Here is an 18930-nt window from a genome sequence, read left to right on the forward strand (position 1 = left end):
ACGGCGCCAAGCACAAGGGGAAATCATGAAAACCGTTGTTCGTCGCAGTATTGCGGGGCTGGGCCTGGGCGTTGCGCTTGCCCTGCCTGTTGGGTCCCAGGCCGAGCCGCCGCTGGCCTGGCCAGGCAAGCAAATCAACTGGATCGTGGGCTTCGTGCCCGGCGGTTCCGCCGATGTGCTGACGCGGGTGGCGGCGCAGGACCTGGCGCAACGCACGGGCTTGAACGTGGTGGTCGAGAACAAGCCGGGCGCGTCGGGCGCGATCGCGCTGCAGATGGTGGCGCGCAGCAAGGCCAGCGATGGCTACCTGATCACGGTGCCGGGTCCGCTGATCTATCCGACGCCGCAACCGGCCATCGGCAAGGAACTGGCGCCGGTCATGCTGATGGCGCAGGGGCCGATGGTGATCGTGGGCCCGGCCAAACAGGCCTTGCCGAAGTTGGCGGACGTGCTGGCGGACGCGCGCAAGCATCCGGATACCTGGAGCTATGGCAGCTCCGGCAACGGCACATCGCAACATCTGGCGGGCGAACTGCTGAACCAGGTTGCCGGCACGCGCATTGTGCACGTGCCTTACAAGGGGGGCGGGCAGGCGGTGTCGGACGTGGCGGGCGGCCAGATTCCCTTGGCCATCCTGGGGTCGTCACCTGTGTTGCCGCAGATCAAGGCCGGCACGCTCAAGGCGTATGCGGTCACCACCAAGAAGCGGCTGGATGCCTTGCCCGACGTGCCCACCGTGGCCGAATCCGGCTTTCCCGACTACGACGCCAGCCAGTGGTTTTCAGTGGCGGCTTCGCCCGGTATTGATACCGCCGTGCTTGAACAGTTGAACGCGGCTTTGCAGAAAACCGTGCAGTCGCCCGCGTTTCAAGCAGCGGTTGACAACGCGGGCATGGTCGCGGCGGGCGGTTCGCGTTCCGACCTGCAGCATTTCATTGCGGACGACAGCGCCAAATGGCAGAAGCTGCTGGATAGCGGCGCCATCAAACTGGCGAACTGAAAAAGCGGTGGCTCAGGAGGGGCGCTCAGGTTGAGCGGGTCGGCGGCTGCGCGGCAAGCGGGGCGTACTGCCCCATCAGCGCCACCACCCAATCGATGAACACCCGCAGCTTGGTGCTGACATGCCGGTTCGGGGGAAAGGCGATGGTCAGCGGCATGGGCTCCAGCCGCCAGTCCTGAAACAGCGGCTGTAGTTCGCCCGTGGCCAGGTGCGGCTGGGCCATGTATTCCGGCAGCCACAACACGCCCAGCCCGGCCAGCCCCGCCGCCAGATAGGCGTTGCCGTCATCCACCGCCAGCACGTAGCGCCCATGCACGTGCACGCTTTCGTCGCCGCGCTGCATGGCGTAGGGAAAGGCCTTGCCCAGCCGTTGCCACAGATAACCCACGATGCGGTGATGCGTGTCTTCCAGTTCGCGCGGATGCGCGGGATGGCCGGCACGCGCCAGGTAGCTGGGCGCGGCGTACACGCCCAGTTGCAGGTCGCCCACGCGGCGCGCCATCAAGGACAGGTCGGTCAATTCGCCGCCGCGCACCACGCAGTCCACGTTTTCCGCGATCACATCCACGATGCGGTCGCTTGCGCCCATGTCCAGTTGGATGTCGGGATATTGCGCGTGAAAGGCGGGCAGCGCCGGAATCAGGACCATGCGCGCCAAAGGGCTGGGTACGTCCACCCGCAAGCGGCCCCGTGGCGACGTCGATGCGGCGGACAAGCTGGTTTCGGCGTCGTCCATGTCGGCCAGCAGCTTTAACACCCGCTCGTAGTAGGCCGCGCCGTCGGCGGTGACCTTTACCTGGCGCGTGGTGCGGTTCAACAGCCGGACGCGCAGCCGCGCCTCCAGTTGCTGCACCAGCTGCGTCACGGTGGTCTTGCTCATGTGCAGGGTTTCGGCGGCCTTGGTGAAGCTGCCTGCTTCCACCACGCGGGCAAACGCCTGCATCGCATCGAATCGGTCCATGGGGGCTCCGGCGGGCTTGAAGAGTGTTTGGATTCTACAAACAGTGATGGACAGGCTTGCGCGTTTATCGGCGGGCAGCCCGTCTTTACAGTGGAGTCATCGCTAACGACGGGCCGCTTTTCTTCCTGACGACGGCCCACTGAAGGAGTTATTCATGACGACACGAGACGTTGTTTTTCCCGCCGGCCGCCACGCGCTTTACGAGCGCCACCGCTATTCTCCCGCCATCCGGTCTGACGGATTCCTGTTCGTATCGGGCCAGGTCGGCAGCCGCGAGGATGGGTCGCCCGAACCCGATCTGCAAGCGCAAGTACGGCTGGCCTTCGACAACCTGAACGCCATTCTGAAGGCGGCGGGCTGCACCTTTGACGATGTGGTGGACGCGACGGTTTTCATGGTCGACCCGACATCGAAGTTCGAGCAGATCTGGCAGGTGGTGCCCGAGTATTGGGGCGCCGCGCCGTATCCCTCGCTGACCGCCGTGGGTGTCACGTGGCTGAGCGGCTTTGACTTTGAAATCAAGGTGATCGCGAAGCTGCCCGAGACTGCCTGATGGGTGCACGCCGGGCGCATGCTGGCCCGGCACGCTTTCGCCCCGCGCTTACTTCACCACGTAGTTGTTGGCTTCAGCTTCGCCCGACCATTTGCGCAGGGCGGCAATGAACTCGGGGCACACGTTGCCTTCCACCTTGGTGCTGGTGATGACGCTGTTTTCCATGCGCATCAGCACCATGCATTCATACACGCGCGTACGGTTCTGATAGTGCCCGGTGCTATTGGTCTGAAACACCGGCGTGGCGGCAGAGGTTCTGGTGGCCGGAATCATGCCCACCACTTGCTGGCTGGTGCCGGTGGTGACCCATTCCGAATAAGGCGCGGCCTGGTAGTCCGACCATTCCAGTTCCATCGTGTTGCCCACCGCGCGCTTCTTGGACGGTTCGCCCAAAGCGGCGATGGCGTCGTTGATGGAGCGGCCTTCCATGTTCTTGGCGACGTTCACGCTAGGTGAAAACGACAGCCCCGACTTGAACACATTGCCCAGCGACGGCAGCGCGGAGCTGCCCCCGTCGGGCATCGGGGCGCAGCCCGCCAGGCCGGTCGCGGCGGCGATCAGGGCGGCCGGCAGCAGCAGCGGCTTGCGGCGGTTCGGGGCTTGCAAAGGCAACGTCATGGTGTGAGGTCGATGTTCCGTGGCAGGGGGCATGCGGCATCCGGGGCGCGGCGTGTTTGTTTCTTTTCGTGACAGGCAGGGTTGCCGGGGGATGCGCGGTGCTAGCCACGCAACGCGCGTCCCGACTGGTGATGCGCTTAAGAAAAGTCCGACATTTTTACCGGAAAACGGGGCCAGCATTCTTATCACGGCATGTGAAATTTGTTACTCAATATGCCCAGGCGGGCATAAATGCAGGGGACGGAGCAGGGGGGCTCTTTGCTAAGATCGTCCCCGCTTGTCGTGCAGCGCGGCTGGGCCGAACGGCCAGAAGGTCCCCGGAAAGTCCCGGGAGCGTCCCTCTGCCGCGTCCCAACCCGCACGATCCATTTCCCGCTACATCCATCCAGACCCCGACGATGATGCCTGCTCGCTTTCACCCCCTGATCCGCGCCGCCTTCGCCGCGATTGCCTTGCTGGCCGGCCTGGCCGCCAGCCCCGCCTATGCCGACAAGCAATTCGGCGGCATCGCCACCGACGGCAATCACGACAAGACCTATTGGGCCATGCCCGAGGCATCGCAGAAAGACGCCGAGGCCGCGAGCCTGGCCGAATGCCGCCGCCAGGGCGGCAAGGAATGCAAGAAGCTGGGCTGGTTCTCGGACAGTTGCATGGCGTATGCGCGCAACTCGCGGCAGGACCTGTTTCCGGGCAACAGCGTGGCGCCCGAACTGGCCGCCAAGAAGGCCATGCGCCGCTGCACGGCCGGCAGCCCCGATGGCAAGTGCCGCTTGGTGACCCTGCCGTTCTGCGTCGGCCCCGGCTATAGCGCCGCCGATCTACAGGCGGCCAAGCGCGCCAAGCCGGCCGAGGTGGAAGCCTTGTCCGCCAAGTTGAATGATCGCGAGTATTGGGGCGCCCTGGCCGAAAACGCCGACGGCGGCCTGCTGTATGCCGATGGCTATCCCAAGGAAGACGACGCCATCTCTTCGCTGCTGAAGTGGGAAGACTGCAAGGACTGCCGCAAGGTCCTGACCTACAAGGACACTTGCGTCGGCATGGCCTGGGTGAAGGGCAGCGAAGGCCGGGGCACGCGCTTCACCGCGCAAAACCCCGACCCCGTGGCCGCGCGCGAGGAAGCGCGCTCGGTGTGCACCACCAAGACCGGCGCGCCGGCTTGCGTGGCCATGCTGCGTTGCTCGGGTCGCGCCTACATCGACGGCTATCCCGGCGAAGACGTCAAGCCGAAGTAAGCCGTCGTCAGTTGTAGCGCGCTACGAATCAGGCGCGCCACGCGACAAGCGCGCTGCGATGCTGGCGACTTACTTGTCCAGCCAGGGCGCTTCCTTCCACAGCTTCTGGAATTCGGCCTCGCCATTGGCCAATTCACTAGCGTAGTCGGCGGGCGGCAGGTAACGCAGGGGCACGAACATTTCCTTGGCCTTGGCTTGGAAGGCCGGGTCGTCGACCGTGCGCTTCACGGCATCCACCAGCTTTGCGCGTACCTCGGCGGGCAAGCCCTTGGGCGCGGCCAGGCCGCGCAGCGACGCCAATTCAAAGTCGTAACCCTGTTCCTTGAAGGTGGGCACGTCAGGCAGCGCCGCCGAGCGCGTTTTGCCCATCTGCCCTAGGAAGCGCAGCGGCGTGCCGCCTTTCTGGTATTGCAGCGCTTCGCCCACGTTGATGGCGCCAATGGTGATTTCGCCGCTGGCCAAGGCGCCGCGCACTTCGCCCGCGCCCTTGTACGGAATGTGGCTGAGCTTGGCGCCCGACGCGCGTTCAAAACGCAGCATGGCCAGATGGTCGTCGGAGCCGGTGCCGGTGGTGCCCACGGTCACCTTGCCCGGATTCTTCTTCGCGTAGGCAGACAGGTCCGCCAGCGTCTTCAATTCGTTGTCGTTGCGCACGGTGAACGCGCCCGGATCGTCAATCAGATTGCCCAGCAGGTCATAGCTTTGCCACGTGAAGGCGGACTTGCGCTCGATGGGAATGGTCAACAGATTGGGCGTGTTGATGAAGCCGATGGTGTAGCCGTCGGGTTGCGCGCGGGCCAGTTCCGTGAAGCCGATGGCGCCGCCCGCGCCGGGGCGGTTCAGCACCACGATGCGGGCGTCGTTGCCCAGATACTTCTGCAAGAAAGGCGCCATCATGCGCGCCACCAGATCGGTGCCGCCGCCAGGGCCATACGACACGATCAGGTTGATGGGGTGTTCCGGGTAGCCGGCCGCTTGCGCGCCACCAGCGAACAGCGTGGCGCCGGACAGCAGGGCGATGGACGCGGCCAGCGCGCGCAGGGTGCGGCGCTTGATAGGGGGGTGTTGCATGTTGTCTCCTCGGGGGATGGGTCGGCGGCTTGATGCCGCACTGTGTGTTCGGTTGCCGCGCGGGGGCGGCGCCGTGTTACTGCAATTTCGCGAGTCGGGCTTGCGTGACCGGCCAGACTTCCGGGTTGACGAGTTGCGGCGGCCGTTCACCGCGCAGCATGGCCATCAACTGTTGGGCCGACGACTGCGCCACATTGCGTCGGGCTTCGTGCGTGACGCCCGCCGTATGAAAGGTGGCCACCACGTTGGGCAAGGCCAGCAGCGGCGTGTCGCGCGGGGGCGGTTCCTGTTGCCAGACGTCCAGGCCGGCGCCACGCAGATGGCCGCCGCGCAAGGCGTCGTACAGCGCCGCCTCGTCATGGATGCCGCCACGCGCGGTTGACACAAAAACCGCTTCCGGCTTCATGGCGGCGAACGCGCGCGCGTCGATCATGCCGCGCGTGGAATTGTCCAAGGGGCAGTGCAAGGACACCACGTCGGCTTGCGCCAGCAGGTCGGGCAGCGACACCGGCTCGGCGCCGCGAGCGCGGATGGTGTCGGCGTCCAGCAGCGGGTCATGCGCAATCACGCGCATGCCGAAGCCTTGCGCAATGCGGGCCACGCGCGAACCGATCTGGCCGATGCCCACCAGCCCGATGACGGTGCCGTGGATCTCGTGGCCCATCAGGTCTTCGCGCGTAAAACCCGTGTCGTGGCGCAGGCGTTGATGCGATTCGACCACGCGGCGCTGCACCGCCAACAGCAGCGCATAGGTGTGTTCGGCCACCGACGCGGCGTTGCCGCCTGCCTGGTTCACGACCGCGATGCCGGCGGCCGTGCAGGCGGGTACGTCCACCGTGTCATAGCCCGCGCCCCCCGACGACACGCACACCAGGTCCGGGCACTGGGCAATCAGTTCGGCGTTCACGAACCACTGGCGCGGCAGTTCGTCCTTGGCGGCCGACACATGGTAGGCATGGGCCGTCTTCAGGCCCGCCAGCGTGCGGGCGTCGTCGCCATGCGCAGGCAGCACCGACAAGGCAATGTCGGATTGCGCGCCGATGATCTGGTCGAACACGGGGTTCAGCCACAGGTCCAGGCGGCACAGTCGTTTAGGGAAATTCTGCGAAGCAGTAGCAAGATCCGGCATGTCGCCCAGTCTCCGTATAGGTCTTCAATCTTTGTTTGAAGCGACTCTACTCGGGCTGAAATAGGAGATAAAGCGAATAATTTTCTTATTCAAGGGCGACTTTTTGGAAACAGTGCCCGCGCTAGACCATGCTTGCCGGCGCGTCGAATTCCAGCGTGTCCTGCGCCAGCGCGCGCAGGCTGACCAGCATGGGCCGGGTGTCGTCGCGACGCCATTGAAAGGTGTAGGGCAGGGGCCGCAGGGGCGGCAAGCCCGGCAGCGGATGCAGGTCGCCGCGCTGGATCAGGATGCGCGCCCAGGCGGTGGGCAGGAAACCCAGCCCCAGGCCTTGGCGCAACATGCCCGCAATGGCGCCCCAGCTATTGCAGCACTGCATGCGGCCCGGCGAGATGCCCTGTTCGGTCAACCAGTCGTCCAGCATGCGGATCACGCCGGAGCTTTGGGGTTGGGTAATCAGGGTCAGGCCGGGCAGGTCGGCAGGGGTTAGCGCCGTGGGGTCGGGCACCGCGCGCAGCGAGGCCACCCATTCAAACTCCGCGCTGCCGATCAAATGTGAGGCGATGGACGCCCGCGACGACGGCCCGGCGATCACCGCAAAATCCAGGTCGCCTTCCTCCAGTCCGCGCTCCACCAATTCGCCCACGCCCACATAGGGCTCGACCAGCAGGTTGGGGTGCGCGCGCTGAATCTCTTCGATCAGGCGCGGCATCCACGTGATTGACGTGAGTTCTCCCGCCCCGAAACGGCAGCGGCCAGAGAACGTCAAGTTGCTGCTGGCCTGCTGCATGAACTGGTCGGCGTTGCGCAGCAGGTCCTTGGCGTGTGGCACCAGTTGTTCGCCCAGCGCCGTCAGTGTGGCGCTGCGCGCACTGCGGCTGAACAGGTCGGCGCCGATGGACGCTTCAAGTTCGCCGATGCGCTTGGACAGCGACGACACCGAGATATTCAGCCGGTTGGCGGCAATGGCGAAGTTCTTGCAGGTGGCGGCCCAGTAAAAGGCTTCAAGTTGCTTGAGCGTCATGGCGGTGCAGGAAGAATCGAGAGCGAAGAAAAGTGTAATAAGCAATATCGATAAAGTCACTTTATTCAAAGCGCCCACGCGCCTATAGTCGTCCGCCACTGCCCAAGACAACAGCGCGGCCGCCTGTGCGGACCGATCGCGAGGAGCCACCCATGTTCGACCCCCTGCGCCAGATACTCAGCCTGCATGACTTTGAAGACGTGGCGAAACGACGCCTGCCCAAGCCCATCTACGCCTATGTGTCCGGCGCGGTGGAAGACGGGCAATCCGAACGCGGCAACCGGCAGGCCTTTGCGCAGTACGGCTTTCGGCCCAAGGTGCTGGTGGACGTATCGCAACGCAGCACGCGCACCACGGTATTGGGTCGGGAGTACGCCGCGCCGGTGGGCGTGGCGCCCATGGGAATCTCGGCGCTGTCGAGCTATCGCGGCGACGTCGTGCTGGCGCGCGCCGCCGCCGAGGCGAACGTGCCCTGCATCATGAGCGGGTCGTCGTTGATCCGGCTGGAAGAGGTAATGCAGGCCGCGCCGGGCACCTGGTTTCAGGCCTACCTGCCGGGCGACGACGCGCAGATCGCGGCCTTGATCGACCGCGTGGCGGCAGCCGGCGTGACGACCTTGGTGCTGACGGTGGACACGCCCGTTGCCGCCAACCGCGAGAACAACGTGCGGGCGGGGTTTTCAACGCCGCTGCGGCCCAGCGTGGGCCTGGCCTGGCAAGGGCTGACGCATCCGCGCTGGCTGTTCGGCACGTTCCTGCGCACGCTGTGGCGCCATGGCATGCCGCACTTCGAAAACAACTACGCCACGCGCGGCGCGCCGATTCTGTCGGCCAATGTGCTGCGCGATTTTTCCGACCGCGGCCATCTGAACTGGCGGCACGTGGCCGCCATCCGCCGCCGCTGGCAAGGGCAGATGGTGATCAAGGGCATTCTGCATCCCGACGATGCACGCACCGCGCGCGCGCAGGGCATGGACGGCATCATCGTGTCGAACCACGGCGGGCGGCAACTGGACGGCAGCCTGTCGCCCTTGCAAGCGCTGCCGGCAGTGGCGGACGCGGCCGGTGGCATGGACGTGATGCTGGACAGCGGCGTGCGGCGTGGGTCTGACGTGCTCAAGGCCATGGCGCTGGGTGCGCGCTGCGTGTTCGTGGGGCGTCCGTTCAACTATGCGGCGACGGTGGCCGGGCAGCGCGGCGTGGCGCATGCCATCAACCTGATAGTGGAAGAAGTCAGGCGCAATATGGGCCTGCTGGGCGTGGTGGATGTGGCGCAAGTCAACGCGGACACCTTGGTGCGTGTGCCGTCGGCGGGGGACGGCGCGCAGCAAGGCTAGACAAGACAAGGTCAGGCAAGGGTAGACATGCCCTAGAATGCCGGCACCGCTTTTCACGAAGCACCAATCGCGAACCGCCTTGCCGCATCCGTCCAGCGCCACTTTTTTTTCCAGCCCAAGCAAGCGATATGGCCTATGCCTTGCGCTGGCACTGATCGTTTCGATACCCGCCATCGCCCGCGCGCAGCCCGCTGCGTCCGAGAATGCCTACGCGAAGACGGTCGAGCCCATCGGCGGCGACTTCGCGCTGCAAGGCTATCCGCGTTCCCACCTGCGCACCATCCTGTTTCGCGGCAAGCCCTATCGGCCCTTGAATGCCGTGGAGTTCATCCACGTGCGGGCGCTGGGGCCGACACAAGGCGGCCAGCCGATGCTGGTGGCGGTGTCGAACGACTTCATGGGTGTCGGCACAATACTGATCGCGGTGCAAAACGGCACGCCGCTTGCGCGCGTATTGAGCCCCACCGTCGACATGCACGACCCCGACATGGGCGTGGCACAACCCGGCCGCAAGGACCTGCTGCTGTTCACGGCGGGCTCGCGGGCGCTGGTGACATCGACGGGCCAGGTGCTGTGGTTTGAACATCAGCGCCCGAAGGAAAAACTGCATTCCATTCCCCAGTTGGTATCCGTGTCGCCGGACAACCGGCACGGCGCGCTGTTGCTGGACAACGAGATCCGGCTTGGCCGCTTGGACGATGGCCCCTATGCCACCGTGCCGTTCACCAAAGCCATGCAAACCAAGGCTTTCAGCGTGCTGTGGGATGAAAGCTCGCAGGCCGCCAGAAAGGCGCTGGACGCCGGCAAGCGGATCGACCAGCGCCGTCTGTACCGCAACTTGAAGGCAGAATGGATCAACAAGAATTTTCAGTGGCAAGAAGGCAAGAACGGATGGCAGTTCAATGGTTATGGCCTGAAGTCGGCGGCGTTGCCGGTTGCCACGGCGCAGGAGCGGTAAGGTGAGGTCGACTTTGTTGATGCCGAATTCGTTGATGTCGAATTCATTGATGCCGAATTCATTGATGCCGTCCATCCGGCGCCTGACGACGTTTGGCTTGCTGGCGCTGCTGGCGGGATGCGCGGGCAGTGCCGAGATCTTTGAAGAACATGTCCGCACCGAAGACGCCAAGCCGACGGACGTGGTCCTGACGCTGGACGTTGCGTTCGCGCGCGCACCCGACTTCGAACCCGAAACCAACACCTACAACGGGCCGCCCCGGCGCGTGGAGTATTCCGGCTACCCCAGCCTGGACGTGCCGTTCTATCAAAAGGGCCTGGGCATGGACCTGGGCGTGTTGGGCGATCCGCGCGCCTTGCTCGCGCTGCCGTACCCATCGCCCACCACCCGCACCACCTCGGCAAAATTGAAAATATTCGGTGAGCGCCGCGATGCCCGGCATTACCGCTTTGTGGTGCTGCCGCGCGCAGGTTGGAACAGCTACAACAGTTTCCAGGTGTCGTTCGCCGTCAACGGCCGGCGCGAGGGCATGACGTTTGCCTACAGCACGAAGGCCGTGTGCGAAAGCGCCTTCGACGTGACGACACCCACCTACGGCTTCGGCATGTCGGTGTCGGCGAGCTTCGCGAACGGCAAGACCGGCTGCCTGATGGCCTGCGATGCGCGACCGGGTTACCCGGGATATTGCGCGTTTGGCGCGGATGTTGAGTCGATGCTGGCCAAGTAGCGTGAACGCGGCGTAGCGCACGCCGCCCGTGATTCTCTGCATCGACATCCGTGAGCGCCCGCGCGCGCGGCACGGCTATTTTCACATTGCGTATCGGTATTTGTTGCGCGCCTACGCCGCCCCTATCCTGATTTTTTCAATCACACAGGGGCGGTACATGAGTATTCAACGCAAATCAGCCTGGCGCGCGGGCCTGGGCCTGCTGGCCGGCGTCATCGTGGGCGCGGGCTTGTTCAGCAACTTTGCGGGGTCGGCGCCAGTGCCGGGCGAAGACGCCAACCGCTATCCGAACCGGCCCGTCAAGATCGTGGTGCCGATGGCGGCAGGCGGCAGCGGCGACAAGCTGGCGCGCACCATCGCGCAGAAGCTCAGCGAAAAATGGCACCAAAGCGTGGTGGTCGAAAACCAGCCCGGCGCCAGCAGCAGCATCGGTAACGCGGCGGTCGCGCATGCGCGTGGCGATGGCTACACCTTGCTGCTGGGCGGCGATGCGCTGTCGTTGAACGCGTTGCAGCCAGGCAAGTTGCCCTACGACCCGGTGAAGGACCTGCGAGGGGTAACCAAGGCCGTAGTGAACCCGCAATTGCTTGTCGTGCGCCCCGGGCTGGGGGTGAAGACCTTTGCCGAGTTCGTGGCGTTGGTGAAACAGAAGCCGGGCGAGGTGTCGCTGGCGTTGCCGGGTGGCACGGGCAGCTTGCGGCATCTGGCAGTCGAGCTTTTGAACGAACGCATCGGCGCCAAAACCAATCAGATTCCCTATCCCGGCGGTGGACCCGCCATGCTGGACGTGCTGGGGGGGCACGTGGACGCCATGTTGATCACCTTGGCGGCGGCCACGGAAAACGTGCGCAACGGCAAGCTGGTGGCGCTGGCGGTGACCACGCCGTACCGCTCCAAGGCGCTGCCAGACGTGCCTACCCTGCAAGAGGCGGGCTTGTCCGATTACGTGGTGGAAAGCTGGCAGGGTCTGTCTGTACCGGCCTCGACGCCGCGCGCCATCGTGGACCGCATCAACCATGACGTGGTGGCCGTGCTGCGCGAGCCCGAGACGGCGGCGTTGCTGGAGAACCTGGGCTTCACCATTGCGGCGACCTCGCCCGAAGCGGTGGACCAGACGGTGCGCGATGACATCGCGACCTATCGCCGCGTGATTGCATCGGCCGACGTGAAGCTGAAGTAGGGCGCCGCCGCCCGTCGCATATTGATATCTGAAAGTCTTCTTTGTCTTGCCGGCGTGGCGCCCGCAGCATGGACCTTCGTTCAATTCAATCGACAAGACAACAACATGGCAATCAGCAAGACAACGGGCGCGGCCCGCATGGCAATCACGCTGGCGCTGACTCTGGCGGCCGGCGCGGCCCACGCCGACGCCACGCTGGACAAGATCCGGCAGCGGGGCACGGTGACCATCGGCGTGCTGGCCAATGGCGGCGTGTTCGGATCGCTGGACCCTGCCACGCAGCAACTGGTGGGCTGGAACCCCGAGCTGGCGCGTGAAGTGGCCAAGGGCCTGGGCGTGAAGGCGGAACTGGTGCAAGTGCAGACCGCGACGCGCACGCAGTTTCTGATCTCGGGCAAGGTGGATCTTCTGATCGCGTCCATGGAACTGAATCCGGAACGCGCCGACATCCTGGGCTATGCGCCCACGCCGTTCTTTCGTGTAGGCGGCGCGGCCGCGACCTTGAAGCGCAGCGGCATCAACAAGTGGGAAGACCTGCGCGGCAAGACGGTGTGCGTGTCGCAAGGCAGCAGCTACGCCAAGCCGCTGTCGTCCGACTACGGCGCCGTGGTCAAGGGCTTCAAGAGTTCGTCGGACTCGTTGCTGGCGCTGCGTGGCGGGCAATGCGTGGCGGCGGTGCACGATTCCACCTTGATCCACCCCTTGCTGCGCAACAACCCGGAATGGGCCGATTACCACGCGCCTATCGCCACTGACGTGTTGCCCGCGAACTCCGTGGTCTGGACCCGCAAGGGCGAGACCGACACCATCGCCGCCGTCGACAAGATCGTGCAGGACTGGCACCGCTCGGGCTGGCTGATTGCCACCGAAAAGCGCCTGGGCATCGAACCCGCGCAGCCGCTGTTGCAGGAACTGCACGCCAAGTACAAGCAGGGCAGCTAAGCGCGCCCCAATTCGGATCGGATGGACAAGATGAAGCAATTCAGCAAGAAGACGGGCGCGGCGCTGGCCTGGGCGGTGGCGGCGGCCTTGGCGGCCACGGGCGTCGCGCATGCGGACGCGACCCTGGACAAGATCAAGCAGCGCGGCAGGATCATCGTCGGCGTGGACGGCGCCAGCCCGCCGTTTGGCGTGCTGGACCCGGCCACCGGCAAGGTCGGCGGCTTTCAGACGGAGCTGGGCGCGGACATCGCCAAGCGCTTGGGCGTCAGCCTTGAGACCGTGCCGGTTACCGCTGCCACGCGCGTGCAGTTCTTGCAGGCCGGCAAGGTGGATCTGTTGATTGCCAATATTCAGTGGACCCAGGAGCGCAGCCAGATCCTCAGCTACGCGCCCACCCCCTACAACCTGGTGGGCGGCGCGGCCATGGTGTCGAAAGGCAGTGGCATCAAGCGCTGGGAAGACCTGAAGGGCAAGGTGGCGTGCGTGTCGCAAGGCAGCAACTTCGCCAAGCCCTTGCAGGACACCTACGGCGCGGTGGTCAAGGGCTTGCGCAACATTCCCGAGTCCTTGCTGGCGCTAAAGGGCGGCAGTTGCGACGCGTCGGTGCACATCCAACCCGCGCTGTATGAAACGCTGCATGGACCAAACGGCGCGCAATGGAGCGACTTCGAGCTGGCCACGCCAGATCAGTTGATTCCGTCACCCACGGTGATCTGGACGCGCCGCAATGAGGCCGACACGCGCGCGTTTGTCGACGGCGTCATCCGCGACTGGCTGACGACGGGCCTGCTAGTGCAAGAAGCCGAACGCCATGGCGTGCCGGCCGATTACTTGAAGCAGGTCACCGCCCAGGCGCGGGCCGGCAAGTTCGATAGCGCACCACCCGAAGCCGGGAGCCGGCCATGACAGCGTTGAATCTGTTTCCGGACGTGCTGTCGCGCCGCGCCCGTGGCGCCGAGTTGTCGCCCATTGCCGCTGCCGGTGCGCGGGCGGCGCGCTTGGCGGCCGAGGGCCGTTCCATCCTGGTGCTGACCTCGGGCGAGCCTGACTTCGACACGCCGGCGGCCATCAAGGACGCGGCCCTGGCCGCGCTGGAACGGGGCCACACCAAGTACACGCCCACGGCCGGCACGGCGGCGCTGCGGCAGGCGGTGGCGCGCGGCTTCGGGTCGCGCAGCGGCCTTGCCACGGATGCGTCCAACGTCATCATTTCCAATGGCGGCAAGCAGGTCATCTACCTGGCGCTCAATGCCACGCTGGATGAGGGCGACGAGGTGATCGTGCCCGCGCCGTACTGGCCCACGTTTCCCGACGCGGTGCGTATCAACGGTGGCCAGCCCGTCGTCGTGCAGACTCGGGCGGAAGACGGCTTCAAGCTGACGGCATCGGCCTTGCGTCAGGCGATCACGCCGCGCACCAAGTGGCTGATCCTGAACTCGCCGGGCAACCCCTCGGGCGCGGTCTATTCCGTCGACGAATTGCAGGCGCTGGCGGCGGTGTTGCGTGACGCGCCGCACGTGCTGGTGCTGTGGGACGAGATGTACGAAGAGATCTGGTTCAACCAGAAGCCCACGCCGCTGCTGCGCGTGGCGCCCGAGCTTGCGGGACGCACGCTGGTGGTCAACGGCGTGTCCAAGACCTATGCCATGACAGGGTGGCGCATCGGTTGGGGCATCGGGCCGCAGCCGTTGATTCAGGCGCTGGAGGCCGTGCAATCCCAGGTATCCTCGGGGCCAAATTCTCTGGGGCAAGCGGCGGCGCTGGCGGCGTTGGAGGGCGTGGCGGACGACTTCGTCCACACCGCCAGACTGGCGTATGCACGGCGCGCGCGGCGCGTGGTGGATGGGCTGCGTGGCGTCCCCGGCTTGCAGGCGAATGTACCGCAAGGGGCGTTCTTTGCGTGGGTCGGCGTGGCTGGCTTGATCGGGGCGGTGCGCCCGGATGGTCGGCGCATCGCGCATGACGGCGACGTGGTGGACTGGTTGCTGGAGTCGGAAGGCGTGGCGGTGGTGCGCGGCGCCGCATATGGCCTGTCGCCGTATCTGCGACTGTCGTTTGCCGCATCCGACGCGCACATTGACCAGGCCGTCGACCGCATCGGCAGGGCGGTCGCGGCATTGGCGTTGGCGCCTGCCTGGGAGGCCGCCGCATGACTGCTACGTTATTGCAGGCCTGGGTGGATGCCTTCCGACCCTTGGGCCTGAACTACAGCTTCGTGCAGGATCCGGCCGAGTTGTCGGCGTTTGGTCATGGCCTGCTGGTGACGCTGCAACTGTGCGCATGGACCATCCCGGTCAGCCTGCTGTTCGGCGTGCTGATCGCGGCCGCGCTGACCAGCAACCGGCCGTGGCTGGCCCGGCCATTGCAGGCCTTTGTTGAAGTCACCCGCAACACACCCACGCTGGTGCAGTTGTACTGCGCGTTCCTGGTGCTGAACATGCTGATCACTCAAAAACTGGGTGGCGGCAATCCCATCACACCGTTCGCCTGGGTGGTGATCGTGGTGGCGCTGCACAAGGGCGTGTTTCACGCGGAGGCGTTGCGCGCCGGTATCGAGGCCGTGCCGTCGGTGACGATGGAAGCGGCGCGTTCGTTGGCGTTCTCACGGCGTCAGATCCTGACGCAGGTGCAGTTACCGCTGGCCGTGCGCTTTGCCTTGCCCGCGCTGGTCAACAACCTGGTGGACCTGGTGAAGATGACCGCCATCGCCTCGGCCATTGCGGTGGGCGACGTGACGTATGAATCCATCATGATCTGGTCGCACCGCGACAACGTGTTGGAACTGCTGCTGTTGATCCTGCTGTACTTCGGCTTGCTGACCTGGCTGGTCAGCCTGGCGGGGCGATGGCTGGAAGACCGTTTGAGGATGCCCGGTTATGGCCAATGAGCTTGCCTTGAATGGAAACCCGGCCCGGCCCTCCGGCGGCGTGCTGCCTGCCTTGCTGCGCGACCCCTGGTTCGTACTACTGCTGGCCTTGGTGGCCTTGGGCGTGGCGTGGGCTGCCACGGGCACGACGCCCGCCGCCGTCCTGGCCTTGTGGCACTGGTCTCCGGCCTTGCTGCGCGGGCTGGGCATGAACATCCAGATCAGCGTGCTGGCCATGGCGTTGGGCACGGTGGTGGGCTTGGTGGTGGGCGCGGTGTCGCTGTCGCCCTCGGCCTTGCTGCGTCGCGTGGCGCGCGCCTATGTGCTGTTGTTCCGCAATGCGCCGATTCTGGTGCTGGTGTATTTCACGACCTACGTGTTCCCGTTTGAAGTCAACGTGGCGGGCTGGTACGTGCCGTTTCCGGATTGGATCAAGGTGGTGATCGGTCTGGGGTTGCCCGCCAGCGCCAATGTGGCCGAGATCTTCCGTGGCGCAATTCAATCGATACCCAGCGCCCAATGGGAAGCGGCGCAATCGCTGGCTTTCCGGCGCACGCAGATATTTCGCATGATCGTGCTGCCGCAATGCGTTCGGCGGATGTTGCCGTCCTGGATGAACCTGACGGCCAGCATCACGATGAGCACCTCGTTGGCCTCGCTGGTGGGCGTGCACGATCTGGTGGACACCGCCACCGTGGCCAGCAATACCGTCGCCAGCAGCGACTTCACCATCCTGGTCTATTTCACGCTATTGGCGCTTTTCTTCGCCTATTGCTATCCCATCGCGCGTTGGACGCGGTATCTGGAACGACGCTATGACAACACATGAAATCAATCCCCTGGTCAGCCTGCGCGATGTGCATCTGGCGTTTGGCGACACCGAGGTGCTCAAGGGCATCGACGTCGAGGTCCGGCAGGGCCAGGCGGTGTCCATCATCGGCCCATCCGGGTCGGGCAAGTCGACCATTCTGCGATGCATCACCGGGCTGCTGCGCCCTCAGCGCGGCGCCATCGAGGTGGGCGGCGTGCGCGTTGACGGCTTGAAGACGGAGTCCGACTTCATCGCGCTGAGAAAGCGCGTGGGCTTCGTGTTCCAGCAGTACAACCTGTTCCCGCACCTGACCGTGCTGGAGAACCTGGTGATCTCACCGGTGAAGGTGGGCGGGCAGCCGCGCGCACAGGCCGAGGCGCGCGCGCGCGAGCTGTTGGCCAAGGTCAGGATGGAGCACAAGGAACGCGCCTATCCCGGCGAACTGTCGGGCGGCCAGCAGCAGCGCGTGGCGATTGCGCGCGCCCTGGCCTTGCAGCCTGAACTGATCCTGTTCGACGAGGTGACGTCCGCGCTGGACCCCGAGATGGTCGGCGAGGTGCTGACCGTGATCCGCGACCTGGTGCAGGACGGTCTGACTTGCATGCTGGTCACGCATGAGATGCGCTTTGCCGAAGAGGTGAGCGATACGGTGTACTTCACCGAGGCCGGACGCATCGTCGAGGCCGGCCCGCCATCGCGCATCTTCGACGCGCCACACAGCCCGCGCACCCGCGCGTTCCTGCAACGCTCGTCCGGCGCATCACATGCACGCCGATCGGCGCGCGCGGCCGCGCCGGAGCCGGTTGCGGCGCCGTTCGCCGGCCAGGAGGTGTACGCATGAGCCTCGACCACACGCATGTGCAGACCCGCCTGGTACACGCCGGGTCGCCCGAATTGAAGAACGGCGCCGGCCCGGTGAACGTGCCCGTGGTGCGCACCAGTACCGTACGCTTTGCCGACACCGCCACGCAGGCTGCCCTGAACACCTTGCGCGCCTCGGGCGACCGTGTCGCGACCTATGGCCGGCACGGCCTGGACACGCACCAGGCGCTGGAGGCCGCCGTCACGTCGCTGGAAGGCGGCTATCGGACCGTGTTGGCGCCGTCGGGCCTGGCGGCGATCACGCTGGTGCTGTTGGCCACGCTGGGGCCGGGCGACCACGCGTTGGTGGCCGACAGTGTGTATTCCCCAGTGCGCAAGGTCGACAAGTCCTTGCTGCGGCGCTATGGCATCGAGCTTGAGTACTTTTCACCGGCGCGGGACGCGCTGGAGCGCCTGATCCGGCCGAACACGCGCCTGCTGTACCTGGAGTCGCCCAGTTCCTTGCTGTTTGAAGTGCTGGACTTGCCCGCGCTGGCGGCAACGGCGCGCCGCCACGGTGTATTGGTCGCCGCCGACAACACCTGGAGCGGCGGCCTGTACTACCAGCCCTTGGCGCTGGGCGCGAATATCTCGATCCAGGCTGCAACCAAGTACTTGGCGGGCCATTCGGACGTGATGATGGGCGTGGTCACCGTGGACAGCGCGCCGCTTGCGCAAAAGATCGGCCAGACCTATGACGCGCTAGGCTTGTCGGTGGGCGCGGACGACGCCTATCTGACGCTGCGCGGCCTGCGCACGCTGGACGTGCGCCTGGCGCGCCATCAAGAGAACGCGCTTGCCGTGGCGCGCTACCTGACGTGGCACGAGGAGGTGGCGCGCGTCTTCCATCCCGCGCTGGAGCTAGACCCCGGCCATGCGTTGTGGCGGCGTGATTTCAGTGGCGCAAGCGGCCTGGTGTCGTTCGCCTTCGGCAATCCTGACCCGACGGCGGCATCACGATTCATTGACGCGCTGCGCTACTTTTCGATCGGCGCATCCTGGGGCGGCTACGAGAGCCTGGCGCTAGAGGCCGCGCCTGAACGCCTGGCGGAACACAGTATCTGGCGGCAAGGTCCGGGCCAGCAATCGGTGGTGCGTTTGCATATCGGCCTGGAGCATCCGCAAGACCTGATCGACGACCTTGAACACGCCTTCGCCGTCACACGCGATGCCTTGCGTCGCAGCGCCTGAAGCATATGCAAATAAGCCGCGCGCTTTAGGGTTTCTGGCTATGTAGAAGCAATTACAACCTCTTTGTTTGTTGGGAGACATCAACACTAGAATTTGCCCTGTTCCATGTGGGTGGCAGGACATGACTTTATTGCTTTCGATCGACTCGGTGCAGCTTTCCTTTCTGTCGCGCCAGGCCGACGCGGTGCGTGACTTCTATCAACGCGTCATCGGCCTGGACGAAGTGCCCGGCGCCGATGACAAGCGCCTGCTGTTTGCCTTGGGGGAAGCGACCTTGTCGCTATCGCCCGTGGATGAAGTCAATCGGGGTGTCAAACCCGATTACCTGGCCATCAAGACACCCGCCTATGACGAGATCCTGACGCGCCTGCGCCATGCCGGGCACTATCCGGTCTGTTCCTTGTCCGATGCGTCGCCGCGCGTCATGTACGTCAAGGATCCGTCCGGCAACCAACTGGCCTTTCTGGGCTGA

Annotated in this window: 20 protein-coding genes; 15 read left to right on the plus strand and 5 right to left on the minus strand. The window is 65.2% G+C overall.

Annotated features, from left to right (window positions below; genetic code table 11):
• The first annotated feature begins 25 nt into the window (after positions 1–25).
• Entirely contained in the window at positions 26–1000 is a 975-nt protein-coding gene (locus CVS48_RS17820) for a Bug family tripartite tricarboxylate transporter substrate binding protein (RefSeq protein ID WP_100855590.1), read from the plus strand.
• A 25-nt stretch (positions 1001–1025) separates the two neighbouring features.
• Here the strand turns inward: CVS48_RS17820 and CVS48_RS17825 are convergent, their stop codons facing one another.
• Entirely contained in the window at positions 1026–1961 is a 936-nt protein-coding gene (locus tag CVS48_RS17825) for a LysR family transcriptional regulator (RefSeq protein WP_100855591.1), read from the minus strand.
• Positions 1962–2115: 154 nt separating this feature from the next.
• Here CVS48_RS17825 and CVS48_RS17830 point away from each other — a divergent pair, with 154 nt between their 5' ends.
• Positions 2116–2514 carry a RidA family protein gene (locus CVS48_RS17830; protein WP_100855592.1) on the plus strand — a complete coding sequence of 133 codons (399 nt, stop codon included), beginning with the start codon at positions 2116–2118 and terminating at the stop codon, positions 2512–2514.
• A 48-nt stretch (positions 2515–2562) separates the two neighbouring features.
• Here the strand turns inward: CVS48_RS17830 and CVS48_RS17835 are convergent, their stop codons facing one another.
• Positions 2563–3132 carry a hypothetical protein gene (locus tag CVS48_RS17835; RefSeq protein ID WP_100855593.1) on the minus strand — a complete coding sequence of 190 codons (570 nt, stop codon included), beginning with the start codon at positions 3130–3132 and terminating at the stop codon, positions 2563–2565.
• A 398-nt stretch (positions 3133–3530) separates the two neighbouring features.
• Here CVS48_RS17835 and CVS48_RS17840 point away from each other — a divergent pair, with 398 nt between their 5' ends.
• Entirely contained in the window at positions 3531–4364 is an 834-nt protein-coding gene (locus CVS48_RS17840) for a DUF4189 domain-containing protein (RefSeq protein WP_100855594.1), read from the plus strand.
• Positions 4365–4433: 69 nt separating this feature from the next.
• On the opposite strand, the gene CVS48_RS17845 is transcribed toward CVS48_RS17840, so the two are convergent.
• The 3 genes from CVS48_RS17845 to CVS48_RS17855 all read right to left on the minus strand — a co-directional run bounded on the left by CVS48_RS17845 (position 4434) and on the right by CVS48_RS17855 (position 7585).
• Positions 4434–5435: a Bug family tripartite tricarboxylate transporter substrate binding protein gene (locus CVS48_RS17845; RefSeq protein ID WP_100855595.1), complete on the minus strand. Its 1002-nt coding sequence runs from the start codon at positions 5433–5435 to the stop codon at positions 4434–4436.
• A gap of 76 nt (positions 5436–5511) precedes the next feature.
• A complete protein-coding gene (locus CVS48_RS17850) occupies positions 5512–6564 on the minus strand; it encodes a hydroxyacid dehydrogenase (protein ID WP_100855596.1) in 1053 nt (350 codons plus the stop codon).
• Positions 6565–6685: 121 nt separating this feature from the next.
• Positions 6686–7585, minus strand: a complete 900-nt coding sequence (locus CVS48_RS17855) for a LysR family transcriptional regulator (protein ID WP_100855597.1) — start codon at positions 7583–7585, stop codon at positions 6686–6688.
• Between the two features lie 152 nt (positions 7586–7737).
• On the opposite strand from CVS48_RS17855, the gene CVS48_RS17860 reads away from it, so the two are divergent.
• The 12 genes from CVS48_RS17860 to CVS48_RS17915 all read left to right on the plus strand — a co-directional run bounded on the left by CVS48_RS17860 (position 7738) and on the right by CVS48_RS17915 (position 18930).
• The gene (locus CVS48_RS17860; protein WP_100855598.1) at positions 7738–8922 is read left to right on the plus strand and encodes an alpha-hydroxy acid oxidase; all 1185 of its coding nucleotides are present in this window, start codon (positions 7738–7740) and stop codon (positions 8920–8922) included.
• A gap of 37 nt (positions 8923–8959) precedes the next feature.
• Positions 8960–9880: a hypothetical protein gene (locus CVS48_RS17865; protein WP_242001240.1), complete on the plus strand. Its 921-nt coding sequence runs from the start codon at positions 8960–8962 to the stop codon at positions 9878–9880.
• A 49-nt stretch (positions 9881–9929) separates the two neighbouring features.
• Entirely contained in the window at positions 9930–10607 is a 678-nt protein-coding gene (locus tag CVS48_RS17870; protein ID WP_167401016.1) for a hypothetical protein, read from the plus strand.
• 157 nt (positions 10608–10764) lie between these two features.
• Complete coding sequence (locus CVS48_RS17875) at positions 10765–11787, plus strand: Bug family tripartite tricarboxylate transporter substrate binding protein (RefSeq protein ID WP_100857722.1); 1023 nt, start codon at positions 10765–10767, stop codon at positions 11785–11787.
• Positions 11788–11892: 105 nt separating this feature from the next.
• Entirely contained in the window at positions 11893–12729 is an 837-nt protein-coding gene (locus CVS48_RS17880; protein WP_100857723.1) for a transporter substrate-binding domain-containing protein, read from the plus strand.
• 30 nt (positions 12730–12759) lie between these two features.
• Positions 12760–13635 carry a transporter substrate-binding domain-containing protein gene (locus CVS48_RS17885; protein ID WP_197723149.1) on the plus strand — a complete coding sequence of 292 codons (876 nt, stop codon included), beginning with the start codon at positions 12760–12762 and terminating at the stop codon, positions 13633–13635.
• Positions 13632–14882, plus strand: coding sequence for an aminotransferase class I/II-fold pyridoxal phosphate-dependent enzyme (locus CVS48_RS17890; protein WP_100855599.1), 1251 nt, complete (start codon positions 13632–13634; stop codon positions 14880–14882). The genes CVS48_RS17885 and CVS48_RS17890 overlap by 4 nt, the downstream gene beginning before the upstream one ends.
• Positions 14879–15616 carry an amino acid ABC transporter permease gene (locus tag CVS48_RS17895; RefSeq protein WP_100855600.1) on the plus strand — a complete coding sequence of 246 codons (738 nt, stop codon included), beginning with the start codon at positions 14879–14881 and terminating at the stop codon, positions 15614–15616. The genes CVS48_RS17890 and CVS48_RS17895 overlap by 4 nt, the downstream gene beginning before the upstream one ends.
• Positions 15606–16424, plus strand: coding sequence for an amino acid ABC transporter permease (locus CVS48_RS17900; protein WP_100855601.1), 819 nt, complete (start codon positions 15606–15608; stop codon positions 16422–16424). Before CVS48_RS17895 ends, CVS48_RS17900 begins: the two co-directional genes overlap by 11 nt.
• A complete protein-coding gene (locus tag CVS48_RS17905; protein ID WP_100855602.1) occupies positions 16411–17247 on the plus strand; it encodes an amino acid ABC transporter ATP-binding protein in 837 nt (278 codons plus the stop codon). Before CVS48_RS17900 ends, CVS48_RS17905 begins: the two co-directional genes overlap by 14 nt.
• Complete coding sequence (gene metC / locus CVS48_RS17910) at positions 17244–18458, plus strand: cystathionine beta-lyase (protein WP_100855603.1); 1215 nt, start codon at positions 17244–17246, stop codon at positions 18456–18458. The genes CVS48_RS17905 and metC overlap by 4 nt, the downstream gene beginning before the upstream one ends.
• 121 nt (positions 18459–18579) lie before the next feature.
• The gene (locus CVS48_RS17915) at positions 18580–18930 is read left to right on the plus strand and encodes a VOC family protein (protein WP_100855604.1); all 351 of its coding nucleotides are present in this window, start codon (positions 18580–18582) and stop codon (positions 18928–18930) included.

The organism is Achromobacter spanius (genome assembly GCF_002812705.1).
Taxonomy (GTDB): domain Bacteria; phylum Pseudomonadota; class Gammaproteobacteria; order Burkholderiales; family Burkholderiaceae_B; genus Achromobacter; species Achromobacter spanius.

Excerpts from the sequence above, each read along its gene's own strand:
- CVS48_RS17820 (WP_100855590.1), top strand. The coding sequence starts at position 26 with ATGAAAACCGTTGTTCGTCGCAGTATTGCGGGGCTGGGCCTGGGCGTT.
- CVS48_RS17825 (WP_100855591.1), bottom strand. The coding sequence starts at position 1,961 with ATGGACCGATTCGATGCGATGCAGGCGTTTGCCCGCGTGGTGGAAGCA.
- CVS48_RS17830 (WP_100855592.1), top strand. The coding sequence starts at position 2,116 with ATGACGACACGAGACGTTGTTTTTCCCGCCGGCCGCCACGCGCTTTAC.
- CVS48_RS17835 (WP_100855593.1), bottom strand. The coding sequence starts at position 3,132 with ATGACGTTGCCTTTGCAAGCCCCGAACCGCCGCAAGCCGCTGCTGCTG.
- CVS48_RS17840 (WP_100855594.1), top strand. The coding sequence starts at position 3,531 with ATGATGCCTGCTCGCTTTCACCCCCTGATCCGCGCCGCCTTCGCCGCG.
- CVS48_RS17845 (WP_100855595.1), bottom strand. The coding sequence starts at position 5,435 with ATGCAACACCCCCCTATCAAGCGCCGCACCCTGCGCGCGCTGGCCGCG.
- CVS48_RS17850 (WP_100855596.1), bottom strand. The coding sequence starts at position 6,564 with ATGCCGGATCTTGCTACTGCTTCGCAGAATTTCCCTAAACGACTGTGC.
- CVS48_RS17855 (WP_100855597.1), bottom strand. The coding sequence starts at position 7,585 with ATGACGCTCAAGCAACTTGAAGCCTTTTACTGGGCCGCCACCTGCAAG.
- CVS48_RS17860 (WP_100855598.1), top strand. The coding sequence starts at position 7,738 with ATGTTCGACCCCCTGCGCCAGATACTCAGCCTGCATGACTTTGAAGAC.
- CVS48_RS17865 (WP_242001240.1), top strand. The coding sequence starts at position 8,960 with ATGCCGGCACCGCTTTTCACGAAGCACCAATCGCGAACCGCCTTGCCG.
- CVS48_RS17870 (WP_167401016.1), top strand. The coding sequence starts at position 9,930 with ATGCCGAATTCATTGATGCCGTCCATCCGGCGCCTGACGACGTTTGGC.
- CVS48_RS17875 (WP_100857722.1), top strand. The coding sequence starts at position 10,765 with ATGAGTATTCAACGCAAATCAGCCTGGCGCGCGGGCCTGGGCCTGCTG.
- CVS48_RS17880 (WP_100857723.1), top strand. The coding sequence starts at position 11,893 with ATGGCAATCAGCAAGACAACGGGCGCGGCCCGCATGGCAATCACGCTG.
- CVS48_RS17885 (WP_197723149.1), top strand. The coding sequence starts at position 12,760 with ATGAAGCAATTCAGCAAGAAGACGGGCGCGGCGCTGGCCTGGGCGGTG.
- CVS48_RS17890 (WP_100855599.1), top strand. The coding sequence starts at position 13,632 with ATGACAGCGTTGAATCTGTTTCCGGACGTGCTGTCGCGCCGCGCCCGT.
- CVS48_RS17895 (WP_100855600.1), top strand. The coding sequence starts at position 14,879 with ATGACTGCTACGTTATTGCAGGCCTGGGTGGATGCCTTCCGACCCTTG.
- CVS48_RS17900 (WP_100855601.1), top strand. The coding sequence starts at position 15,606 with ATGGCCAATGAGCTTGCCTTGAATGGAAACCCGGCCCGGCCCTCCGGC.
- CVS48_RS17905 (WP_100855602.1), top strand. The coding sequence starts at position 16,411 with ATGACAACACATGAAATCAATCCCCTGGTCAGCCTGCGCGATGTGCAT.
- metC (WP_100855603.1), top strand. The coding sequence starts at position 17,244 with ATGAGCCTCGACCACACGCATGTGCAGACCCGCCTGGTACACGCCGGG.
- CVS48_RS17915 (WP_100855604.1), top strand. The coding sequence starts at position 18,580 with ATGACTTTATTGCTTTCGATCGACTCGGTGCAGCTTTCCTTTCTGTCG.